This window comes from Streptomyces sp. NRRL F-5122 (genome assembly GCF_001507435.1).
Taxonomy (GTDB): domain Bacteria; phylum Actinomycetota; class Actinomycetes; order Streptomycetales; family Streptomycetaceae; genus Streptomyces; species Streptomyces lannensis.
Genome location: NZ_LMWH01000009.1, coordinates 1 through 11,470, shown reverse-complemented (window position 1 = coordinate 11,470; position 11,470 = coordinate 1). Strand labels below are relative to the sequence as shown.

Sequence of the window (11,470 nt, the reverse complement as noted above, 5' to 3'; positions counted from 1 at the left end):
AGCAGTCCACTGGCCAGTCAGACTCCCGTCATACTTCCGTACATCGACCAGCACGGACCTGCTCCCTGTAACCACGCAAAGACGCTAGCCCGACAGCATGAACCGCCCCGGGTTCCGTAGAGATCTCAGACTGTGGTTGTGACCTGGGGTTTCGTGGATTCGGTGTAGTAGTTGGCTTCGTACTCGACGGGTGGGACGTGGCCTATCTCGCCGTGGAGTCGGCGGTGGTTGTACCAGTCGACGTACTCGGCGGTGGCCAGCTCGACCTGGGAGAGCGTTTTCCAGAGGCGCTGGGGTTTGATCAACTCGGTCTTGTACAGGCCGATTGTCGACTCCATCAGGGCGTTGTCGTACGCGTCCCCGACCGAACCGATGGAGGCGGCGATGCCGGCGGCGTCCAGATGCTCGGCGAGCTTGAAGGATGTGTACTGCGACCCGGCGTCCGAGTGATGAATCAACTCGCCTGACCGGACCGGGCGTTGGTCGCGGTCGCGTTGCCAGAGTGCCATTTCCAGCGCGTCCAGGACAAACACGGTCTCCTTCACGGTGGCCGCCGACCAACCGACGATCCTGCGGGAGAAAGTGTCCACGACGAACGCGACGTAGACGGTCGCGGACCATGTCTTGACATGGGTGAAGTCCGCGACCCAGCAGCGGTTCGGAGCGTCGGCGACGAAGTCGCGGTCGACGAGATCGGGGGCCCGCTCGGCCTGTCCGCCGGGGATCGTGGTGATGACGCGCTTGCCGTGCACCGCGCCCTGGATGCAGAGCTCGCGCATGAGGCGCTCAGCGGTGCAGCGGGCCACTTCGTGACCCTGCCGGTTCAGCTCGCGCCAGATCCTCCGGGCTCCGTAGACACGGTAGTTGGACGTGTAGACCTTCTGGATCCGTTCTTTGAGCTCCGTGTCGCGCACGGCACGGGCGGAGGGGGTTGCGAGGCGCTTCCTGTAGGCGTAGTAGGTGGAAGGGGCGATCTTGCAGTCGTGCCTCAAGGGAGGACTCGGCCAGCTTCAGCCAGACGGTGTTGATCGAGTGGCGGCGTGAGGGGCAGACAGACCTGCGGCGTCTATCAGCTGGTAGGCGAGAGTGCGCAGGTCTTCATGATGCGCGGATGGCTCCGGCAGTCGACGGGCCTTGTCCCACGACGACCCGCCGGCGAAGCGAAGGGGCAAGGTAGGCGCGCCGCGACGCCTTGAACCTGGTGCCCGGCGGCAGCACCGGCGGTCTGGGGCGACTATGAGTCACCCCACCACGTCCTGCAACGCGATTCGGGGCGAACTCGCGCAATGCGTTCGGCATGCAGGGCCTCGCGCTCCCGAAGCGCAGCCTCGACTTCCCTCCGACGTGGACTCGGCCGGGGTGAACGGCAGCCGTGCCGGCGTTGACATCTGTGGCCCAGAAACGGTGCACCTCACCCAGGTGCTGCACCAGATCCAGCAACGTCCGCTCGGGACAGGTCGGCGCCTGCACTCAGAGGCCCGGCCGCGGACAGGACCACGGCGCGGAAGGCGGTTCGACCGCTCGTCGATCGGCTGCAGCAGATCGGGGAAATCCAGAGCCTTTCCCGCACCGTCTACCACCGTGCTCCTGGCGACCGCACGCCATTTCCACGATGGACGCGGCGGGCGCGCGGGACGGACCGCGCACCCTCGGATGACGCGGTGTTCTCGTTCTCATGCGCGGCCCCCGCCGAAGTCACCCGATCTAGATCCCGTTCGACCAACACCCTCCAAGATCGGAACGACACCAGCCACTTTAAGGAATCTCGGGGTCGACTCTTGGTGCCGCGCCAACCAGCACAGCGAGGCAAGTTAGCCGATCGAGTCTTGGTGGACGATGTGGCCTCGAAATTGCGTTCCACCAGTCCGGCGGGGCGCTTGCAGCCTTGCCGATCGGGGCCGCTCGACATGCCATCGACTCGCCAGACGCAAGACTTCCGGCTTTCCGTCCGCGCATTCCGTCACTCCGGGACAAGGATCACCAACGCGGACCCCAGCACCGCCGATGAACCGATCCGGTACTGGGTATTTTGCGCACGATTGCGAGTGGATTCTGGTCTCCGCTGAGGAGGCGCTCCCCAGCACCTGTTTGCCGCGCTCCCATCCGAGGCGCTCACCGGCACCTACTGAACCAGCCCAGCGCGCGCGCTACTCGATGGCTGACGATTCCACAAAAATCGTCGGCCATCCGTCTGCAAGTACACGCAAGGTGCGCAGCCAACCCGGAAGGCGTCACGGCCAGACCTGTCTGTGACCACATGACGCCACCACGCTGACAGGGACTCAGTAAGGCACGTACTTGGAAAAACTGATTGGCCCCAACAGTGGATCACCGGCAAAGATAAGCAGCGCGTTTCGCGACGCGCTGCCCTCGCCCGGTACCGACAACGAACCGGAAGAACGACGCGCGCGCCGTCAAACGCGCCTACGCACCCACAAGGAGCCTCACATGCGTGCACGTCCCGCCCTCGCCATCCTGGCCGCCAGCCTGATGGCAACCACCGCCTGTGGTGCCTTCCACGAGGCGTCGGCCGCGCAGAAGGTGCACGACGCGTTCGATCACCTGAACAACAGCCACGAAGCCACCATCGACTTCCGCCTGGCCGCAAGCCCCAGCCAGCTCATCGCCCTTGACGCGGCCGACCCGGGCAGCGACCACAAGATGAGCAAGGCTCAGGCCAGCGAGATCTCCGGCCTCGGCGTGACCGTGGCGCTGCGGTCCGACAAGCCGCTGAAGGACGCCCTCGATGCGAGCAACACCTCCACCGGCAAACTGGACCCGAGCCTCGACATGGATCTCGCCGTCCACAACGGCGCGCACGCCAACGTGCTCGAGTACCGCTCCGTCGCCGGGAAGGCGTACGTGAAGGTGAACGTGATGGCCCTGGCCAAGCTCAGCGGCGACACGAAGAGCATCGACGAAGCCCGGATGATGCAGGCGCAGGCCAACTCCCTCCCGCGCTACCTGGAGCCGTTCAAGCGGCTCCTTAAGGGCGGCTGGGTTTCGATCGACCCCGCCCAGTTCGCCAACCTGTCCAAGCAGATGGGCGGCGACACCAAGCCCAGCCCGAAGCCTTCCCTGAACGCTGCCCAGCGGCACAAGATCACCGACACCCTGTCCAAGATCTTCGTTAAGGACACGACCATCAAGGACAAGGGCACCAGCCACGGGGTCGACACTATCGAGATCACGGCGAACGCCCGCACCCTGATCACTGACATCCAGAAGCAGGTATTCCCCGTCCTCAAGGACGTCCCCGGCATCGGCGGCAAGCTGCCCACCGAGGCGCCCACAAGCGTGCCGACCACCCCCGCGAAGATGACCATCAAGCTGAACGCGGACGGTGGCACCCTGAACGCCATCTCGATAGACCTGGCCCAGTTTGACGCCAGCAAGGGCCAGCACCTCCCCATCGCGCTGACGTTCAAGAACAAGGCCGTCAACACGACCGCGCCCGCCGGCGCGATCCCGTTTGACCCCAGCGCCCTCAAGGACATGATGGGATCCTCCCTCGGTAGCTGACCTCACCAGCACCCACACGAAGGCCCGAGCCGCACGCGCGGCTCGGGCCGTCTCCGCTTTCCAAAGCCATCACAGTGCAGCAGGCGCCGCACCCCCGTGGCTCCCTGTAGCAACGCGCAGCACTCGTGTGCGCGGTGGCAGCCGGAGAGACGCTCCGGTACGCGGGCACGACCATCAAGTCGATCGTCTGAGTCAAAGGGGACCTCTCGTGCAGGGGCGACTCCAGAGCACCAGTTTCCGCCCTGCCGCTCTGGCTCGACACGGCGAGGAGGTCACCAGGACTGTTCAACAGCGCCGGACGATCGCAGATTGACGTAGAGCTGCCCATCGGGGAAGCGGTTGGCGACCATGTGTGCCCAGTGGACCGCCAGCGTCGTCTTACCCCCCCGCCATGCCGCCGATCACTACCGTGGACACTGGCCCTTCGAGCGCGGGCAACAGCTTTTCGACGTGGGCGAGTTCATGGCGCCTACCGGTGAAGGCGCGTAGAGCCACGGGCAGTTGTGCAGGCCGCACCATGACGACGGTGTTCGGCTGCGCCTTCGCGGCATCGGCCGCCCCTCCCCCACTCTGGTCAGGATCGGTGGACTCCCCGCTTGCGACCTGCTTACCGGCTCGCAGGGCATAGGCGCGACCCAGCACACGCTGGTGAGCGGCCTGCAGTTCAGGTCCCGGCTGCACCCCCAGTTCCTCACCGAGTCTCGTACGCACCGACCGATGAACGTCCATGGCCTCGGCCTGATGCCCGGTGGCTGCGAGCATCAGGATCAGCCTGGCCTGCAGCGCCTCGTCCAACGGATGCTGTGCAGCGGCCTGCCGGAGCGTCACCAGGATTCGCGCACCCAGGCCCGGTCCGGCCTCCAAGGCCAGTTCGGCCGCCTCCTTGACGGCGGTCAGATGTTCGCCGTCGAGGGCGGTGAAGGCAGGGTAAGACCTCACCTCCGGCGCGATCCCGGAGGCCGCGGGCCCGCGCCACAGGGCCAGAGCTTCGATCAAGTACTCGGTGGCAGCGGCCGGATCCCCGCCGTGCGCAGCACGCTCCGCCTCCTGCCGCAGGGCTCGGAAGCGAAGCAGGTCAAGTCCGTCAGGCTCTACTTCCAGTCGGTAGCCGCCCGAGCCACGCACCAGCCACCGTGACTCACCCCTCGCCGGGAGATCGGGTTCGAGCAGTCGGCGCAGTGCGCCGATGTGCCGCTGGACTACGTTGACCGCAGTGTCCGGCGGATCAAGTCCCCGCAGGGCATCAACGATCTCGTGGACGGCGAGGGGATGCCCGGCCTCGGTCAGCAGCAATGCGAGGAGGGCACGCTGTTTGGGCGGTCCCAGCACCAGTTCTGTGTCGTCGCGCCAGGCTCTGACCGGGCCGAGCACGGCGAAACGTGTACATACAGGATTTTCCGTACCAACTGTGACGACATGCAGTTCCGAAGCACCCGATTTGAAGGGGTTCGGCTACGGGCCAGCATAGAGTCCACGCGAACCTCGTCACGCAGGGCTGCCTCACCGCAGAGCAGCGGACACGGTCCGAGTCAGTACGCACCATAAGCAATTTAACTGTCACTTTGAGCAGTATGCCCATATTGATCTTGCCGATCGGTACCTGAGGGGCGAGCCTTCGAGACCAGTTGCCGGTAGCGGCAAAGTGAAGACCGAACCCCGATCGAGGGCGGATGCGGCGGTGACCCGGCCGGCGCGACTTGCGCGAGGGTCGGGGCGATTACGAGGGTGCACCCGCTTCATGCAGCCATGCGGTTGCGGAACGCCTCTGCGCGCCAGAAGAGCGAAGACCCCCGCTCCGGGCCTGTTGGCGCGGGCGGCCGCAGTGAGTGCTCACGGCCGGGGCCAGCTCGAGCCCCGGCTACCTCGAACGTCACGTGAAAAGACACAAACCTACGAAACTGGGGGCAGCTCATGTTGGAGAGTCGTACGCCCGGACGGGCTGTTGTTGGTCTGCGAAGGCACCCTGGTCATCAGCTTCTTGAGGTGCGGTGCAGGCAGGGCAAGAGCCCATCACCGTTGGACTGATACTCGCGGGCTTCTCAGCCTTCTGCCGGTCGCGCCACAGAGTGCTCCCGCTTGAGTGCGGACAGCGCCCGGCTCAGCTTTCGGATGTCTTCGGCGATGAGAGTGATGCGCATCTGCTCGTGCGCCGGGACCACAGCCGCAAAAGCCAATTCCAGCCAACGCTGAGCTGCCCAGCAGCCAGAACAAGTACCATTGCAGTACCAGCCACGCGGTAGACCCCAGTGTGGCTGCGGTGCCATAGCCAGCCGATACGACCCCCGGTCGCACGGATCGTGACCTTGGCAAACCCATTCTCGTCAGGGGCTTCACGTCGATCTGGCTCCAAGCCGCTCCTGCATGCACACCGGCGACCACGCAACGCAATCATCACGTTGCCGAGAAGGCTCCAGTGGCTGAGAACCTCGACTTGGGTGGGGCGGCCAGATCTGGTCGCCGACGCACACCTCACCGAGTGCGACGATCACCTACAACATATGATCAAAAGAAACTATCAGGATTGGGGCGATATGTTCTCCGGGCGTGCATGGCGTGTGGTGAGGTTCGGCGAGCCGCAGAATGCAGCGGAGCTACAGGAGATGAGCTGGGCTGAGCCGTCGTCCGGACAGATACTCATCCGCGTACGGACCGCGGGTGCCGGATTCCCGGACCTGATGATGACAGGCGGCCGTTTCCCACTGCTTGGCGCTCCTCCCTTCGGCCTGGGCGAAGAAGCCGCCGGAGAGGTCGTCGCTGTACCACCGGACTCGCGGTTCTCGGTAGGTGACCAGGTCATGGGCATTACCGGGTTCCTGGAAGGGTGGGGTGGGTACGCCGACTACGCCTACGTCCGCGAGCATTCTGCGATCCTGATTCCCGAAGGGATGGCAGACGAACAGGCTGGCGGGTTCCCCATCGGCTTCCGTACTGCTTATGCGGGGCTTGTTGAACGCGCTCCTGTGCAAGCCGGGCAGACGCTTCTCATTCTCGGTGCCGCGGGCAGCAGCGGCGCTACTGCTCTTCAACTCGGCAAGGCTCTGGGCGCGATGGTGATCGCCGTCGCGGGGAGCCGGGAGAAGGCGGAATTCTGCGCGCGGTTCGGCGCGGACCATGTTCTAAACCATCGAACGGACGATCTGACGGCCCGGATCGCTGAGATCACGGGCGGACGCGGCGTGGACTTGATCTACGATCCCGTCGGAGGCGACACAGCGACCACAGTCGTGAAGAGCCTGGCACGTAACGGGCGTATCGCCGTGGTCGGCCTTGCGAGTGGCGCACCCGTCGCACTCAATCCGATGGACATGATGCTACGGAACTACTCGGCAGTCGGTGTGCTGGCGATTCCGCATGCCGACCCGGAGGCGGAAGCCGCCGTATGGAGCCGTCTGGCCGATCTGGTGGAGAAGGGTGCGATCACGACACCGGTGGGCCAGGTGTACGGCTTTGACGAGGTGCCTCGGATGATTGCCGAACAGAGTGCCCCGAGGCCAGGGAAGTCCGTGGTGCGGGTACTGGACTCAAGCTCGTGATGTCGGCCCAGGGTGTTACCTGCTTCCGGAACCGCTGATCTACGATCCGGTGCTTGGACAGTCGTGAGGGGACAGTTGCCACGAAGTGCTGCAGGACGGCGAACGGCAGCGTCTGCGTCTCGTCGAAGAAGGCCTCTGCGGGCTTCTCCTCCTCGGGCGCGTAGACGAGCACCATCACGGCTGTCGGCCCCAGGGTCGGCGAAGCAGGGGCGGAAGGGAGTGTCGGGTTTGGGAGTAGGTGGCCGGCACACGGCCGTTCTGAGGGCCGAGAAGACTGCGGCCGCCCCGTCCTCCGGACCGGCTTGAGCTTCCATGCAGCGCAGCTCGACGGTAGTACTCATCAGATCACGACGGCGTCAAGAGCGGTCGGGTTCGACGCGGTGGTCCGTGTTTGGGACGAAGTGGAGCTGTGCTCCGATCTTGTCGCAGGCCGGAACACCGCACCGACACAAGCTCCGATCTCCTCATTGCCTTCGGCGCAGTGTCACGAACCGACCCGCTATCCCGGCGAGCACTGCGGAGGCAAGGATGGTGAAGCCCGCAGTGAGGAACACTGCCTGCAAGGTTGTCGATGACACGAGGATCGCGCCGAGCGCGGACCCCAGTGCCAGAGCTATCTGCAGGTTTGTCACATTCACGGCCGACACGGCTTCCTGGTCCTGCGGAGCGGCATCGAGCAACCAGACCAGCGTTGCCGGGTTCACGATTCCCCAGACCAGGCCCCACAACGCGAGCAACAGGACAGCCAGCCAGGCCAGGGTACCCGCGCTCGCCAGCCCGATCAGCAGTACCGCTACCACCGTCGCCGATCCGACGAAGCTACCGATCACTCCGCGCTTGAATAGCGATCCGGCGACAAGTGAGCCGAGGATGCCACCGCAGCCGTAGATGACGAACAGCAGAGTGACCGCGCCGCTGGACAGATGGGTGTAGTCCATCAGGAACGGGGTGATGTATGTCCAGGCGGCGAACTGGCCGATGAACGCGACTGCGCCTGCCGCCATCCCAAACTGGACTGCCCGCCGCTTCACGGTTCTCACGAGATCACGCACGTGCGTACCCTCCTGCGGCGGAATACTCGGCAGCAGGATCATCTGAGCAACCACGACAAGTAGTGTGGCGGCCGCTGCAGCGGCAAAAGAGAGACGCCAGCCGACGAGATCGCCGAGGAGCTGACCGGCGGGCAGCCCCACCACCGTCCCACCGGAAATACCCGCCGCGATGATGGTGATCGCGCGAGTACCGCCGGCCGGCCCCACAAGCTTAGGCCCGACCGGTGAGACCACCGTCCAGAAAGCGCCGATGGTGGCGCCGAGGAGCATACGGGCAATCAGCACCAGGGCGAAGTTCGGTGCCACCGCAACGACTGTGTTCGACACCAGCACCGTCAGGCCTAGGACGATGATGACCGGGCGTCGGTTGAAGCGGCCGGAGCCGAGGAAGAACAGTGGCGCCGACACTGCGGCGCTGAAACCCGGCACGAGCACCATCAGCCCTGCGAGACCGAGCGAGATGTGCAGTCCCTCGGCGATTTGCGGCAGCAGCCCTACAGGCATCGTCTCCGTCATGACGACGACGAACGCGCCGAGCGCGACGGCACCGACGGACGCCCAGCTCCGCCGGCTGCCGGGCTCCGCGACTGTGGCGGTGGTGCGGGTGACTACCGGTTGGGTCGGGACGGCCGCGGCGCACGACGACGCGGTGACCACGCGCACCTGCGGTGCACGGTGTGTCGGCGCCCCCTTCTCGGTTTCGGTCATGCGTTCCCCTCGCTCATCGCTGGTGACCACCGTCCGAAGCGCACCTGTCTCGAGTCATCGCGGCCATCAGGCCCGTCCCGCCACAATGTCAGGCGGAAGAAGCAATTCTGCTTCGCAGATTCGAGAACCCGAGGCCGATGATCTCTCCCATCCACCACCCAGCGCAGGTCGTTGGAGGGGGCCTTGTGGTGCTCTGAAGTACCTACGTCTCGGGTGAGGTGGTCATAGGCTTCCTATGGACCTTCGCGTCGGGCGTCCACGGTTTCTTACCTCGGGACCGGCCTTGGACATTCCTCGACGGCCATGGTGCGGGGAGGATAGTTCGCTTGTTCGTGATGTTGTCTGCCACGACGGCCTCCTCGGGGTAGATCCCCTCACCGAGTAACTCGGATGTGAAGGCGTCCTGGTCTTCTGTTGTCGACGCGGCTGGGGCCCCAGCCGCTGCGCATGACCTGTTAAGGAGGGCTACCTACAGTGGAGTTGGTCGACAGCTTGGAGACCCCTGAGGACGCCGAGCGGGCCACTGTGGTCGTCGGCGGCGAGAAGGGCGCAGACTTCGCGAGCAGTAGCCATGCGATCGTGCAAAAGTACCTGCACGGCCTCCAGGGGTGCGACGCGCTGTGCGTGGAGGCGCGGGAGAAGGCCATCGACCGGCGCACGGCGACCAAGGTCGAGCTGGATGAGCCCACCTGGCACGTCTCCTTGAACACCGTGCTCGACGGGGACAGCTGGAAGCTCCAAATCCTGCGGGACAACCTGTCGTTCGGCAGTGCGGGGCAGGGTGAGTAGCGCGTAGTTCATCGGTTATTCGCGTACGCCGGAGGTCGCCGAGCAGAGGTTGTGCAACAGGTGCCTCGGCACGGACACCGCAGCCGTGACCGCATCCTTGGCTCCTCCACCGCGGTCACGGGCTCCCTGTTCTTCACGCCGCTCGTCGGTTTCCTTGACGACCTGTCCGACCTGCAACCGTATCGGCCCTCCCACAGGCAGCACCGGCGATGGGGTCTGGACATCGGAGATCCGAACAGGAACATCGTGAAATGAACAATCTGCACCGGGACATGGCGCCCGCGCCCGTCTCGGCAGCCGCCTGGATGAACTTGGTGCAGGAGCTACGGTGTGTACGTTCAAGCAGCATGCCGTCGCGTGGGCACACCAAGGCTCGAAAGGTCTCCGACTAGCCGCTCGTCAACGACTCCAGCTGTCAGCTGGAGAACCGTCTCAAGGGCTCGAGCGAAAGACGGCGGAGGCATAAATACCCCGACATCAACCGCGTTGTGCTCCGCCCGGATGGTCGACGAATCCCGTACTGGGCAGCTGAAGCGCCAGTGAGCTCCGAGGGGAGAGACCTCCAGGCGGACACAACAACTCTCGCTGTCAACCCTGGATGAGTTCGATGATGTGACCGAAGTTGAGGTTCGATGCGGTGGCTGCCAGGTCTCCCTTGGCAAGCTTCACGGCGGCCTCACGCGTAGCCCCGAGGGCATGTGTGTAGCCTGCGACTCCGAGGCTGATCCGACGGACGCCGATCGCCTGGAGTTCAGTGAGCGTAGGCGGTGAGCCCTCCGCTGGGTCGACGAGGATGTTGACCGGTTTGGGGGCGACGGCCCTGACAACTGCTCTAATAGAAGCCATGTCTGGCAGGGACGGGGCGTAGAGGACGTCAGCTCCTGCCTCCGCGTAGGCGGTAAGGCGGCGAATGGTGTCATCAATATCGGAAACCCCCCACAGGAGGTTGTCCGTTCGGCCGGTCAGGACGATTTGTCCGTGTGCTGCGGAGGCTGCTGCCTCGATGCGACGAACGGCATCATCGAAGTCACGAATCGGGTTCGAGGGGTCACCGGTTGTGTCCTCGATGCCGATGCCGGCGAGCCCTCGGGCAATGGCAGCGTCGACAGTGGCCCGGACGTCTTCGGGAGTCTTGCCGTAACCGTCCTCAAAGTCACCGTTGATCGGTAGGCCGCTCACTGAGGCAAGCAGGACTGCATGGTCCAGGTGTTCGTCGCGGCTGACGGCGTGGATACCGTCGATCCGGCCCAGCATGGCAGCGAGAGTCGCCGAAGAGGTCGCAATGGACTTGAATCCAGCCTCCTTGAAGAGCAAGGCTGAAGGACCGTCCCACACGTTGGGCATGATGAACGTATCGGGGCCACGGTGGAGTTCGGCGAACTGTTCGTAGCAGGCCTGGGCTGCCGTGTCAGACATGTAGATTCGTCTTTTCTGACGGTGTGCGATCCGTCGGAAGCGTGGGAGCCGATGGAGGCGCCGGGCTGTTTATCTGACTCAGGGGACTGACGCCGGGCCGGTTCAGGCCAGACATCTGGGCCGAATGGTGCATCACGCAATGCCGGAACGCAAGAATGCACAGCGGATGCTGCCATCGTCTCGTTGATTAGCGCCGATCCGCTGGGTCGTCTTACCAACAACCTTGTGACCGTTCCACAGGCCGTGCCCCGGTCAGCGCGTTACGAGACCAAGCAACGGCGTGGACCTTATCCCAACGCGATCGCAGTAGCCCGGGTGCCGGGTGTCAACCTGATCGGTGCGGGGGTCTTGGGGTCGAGTCGGTGGTAGGAGCGGGCTATGGAGGTGCGGACGTCGAGTGTGGGGTCTTCGTCGCTGGCGAAGGCGTCCAGGATGTTGTCTGTGGAGGGG

Annotated in this window: 7 protein-coding genes; 3 read left to right on the top strand and 4 right to left on the bottom strand. The window is 64.7% G+C overall.

Features of this window, described 5'->3' with window-relative positions; translation table 11 throughout:
* Positions 1–125: 125 nt before the first annotated feature.
* A complete protein-coding gene (locus ADL25_RS03465; protein ID WP_059126116.1) occupies positions 126–992 on the bottom strand; it encodes an IS3 family transposase in 867 nt (288 codons plus the stop codon).
* Between the two features lie 1,306 nt (positions 993–2,298).
* Here ADL25_RS03465 and ADL25_RS03460 point away from each other — a divergent pair.
* Positions 2,299–3,522, top strand: coding sequence for a hypothetical protein (locus ADL25_RS03460; RefSeq protein WP_159044868.1), 1,224 nt, complete (start codon positions 2,299–2,301; stop codon positions 3,520–3,522).
* 378 nt (positions 3,523–3,900) lie between these two features.
* Here the strand turns inward: ADL25_RS03460 and ADL25_RS03455 are convergent, their stop codons facing one another.
* Positions 3,901–4,893: an AfsR/SARP family transcriptional regulator gene (locus ADL25_RS03455; RefSeq protein ID WP_234380411.1), complete on the bottom strand. Its 993-nt coding sequence runs from the start codon at positions 4,891–4,893 to the stop codon at positions 3,901–3,903.
* Between the two features lie 1,127 nt (positions 4,894–6,020).
* Between ADL25_RS03455 and ADL25_RS03450 the strand changes: the two genes are divergently transcribed.
* Positions 6,021–7,055, top strand: coding sequence for an NADPH:quinone oxidoreductase family protein (locus tag ADL25_RS03450; RefSeq protein WP_079050147.1), 1,035 nt, complete (start codon positions 6,021–6,023; stop codon positions 7,053–7,055).
* A gap of 464 nt (positions 7,056–7,519) precedes the next feature.
* Here the strand turns inward: ADL25_RS03450 and ADL25_RS03445 are convergent, their stop codons facing one another.
* Complete coding sequence (locus tag ADL25_RS03445) at positions 7,520–8,815, bottom strand: MFS transporter (RefSeq protein WP_059126113.1); 1,296 nt, start codon at positions 8,813–8,815, stop codon at positions 7,520–7,522.
* A gap of 474 nt (positions 8,816–9,289) precedes the next feature.
* On the opposite strand from ADL25_RS03445, the gene ADL25_RS03440 reads away from it, so the two are divergent.
* Complete coding sequence (locus ADL25_RS03440; RefSeq protein WP_059126112.1) at positions 9,290–9,604, top strand: Dyp-type peroxidase domain-containing protein; 315 nt, start codon at positions 9,290–9,292, stop codon at positions 9,602–9,604.
* Between the two features lie 588 nt (positions 9,605–10,192).
* Here the strand turns inward: ADL25_RS03440 and ADL25_RS03430 are convergent.
* Positions 10,193–11,020, bottom strand: a complete 828-nt coding sequence (locus ADL25_RS03430; RefSeq protein WP_059126110.1) for an isocitrate lyase/PEP mutase family protein — start codon at positions 11,018–11,020, stop codon at positions 10,193–10,195.
* Positions 11,021–11,470 lie beyond the last annotated feature (450 nt).

Coding starts and splice junctions, on each gene's coding strand:
- ADL25_RS03445 (WP_059126113.1), bottom strand. CDS start 8,815: ATGACCGAAACCGAGAAGGGGGCGCCGACACACCGTGCACCGCAGGTG.
- ADL25_RS03430 (WP_059126110.1), bottom strand. CDS start 11,020: ATGTCTGACACGGCAGCCCAGGCCTGCTACGAACAGTTCGCCGAACTC.
- ADL25_RS03450 (WP_079050147.1), top strand. CDS start 6,021: ATGATCAAAAGAAACTATCAGGATTGGGGCGATATGTTCTCCGGGCGT.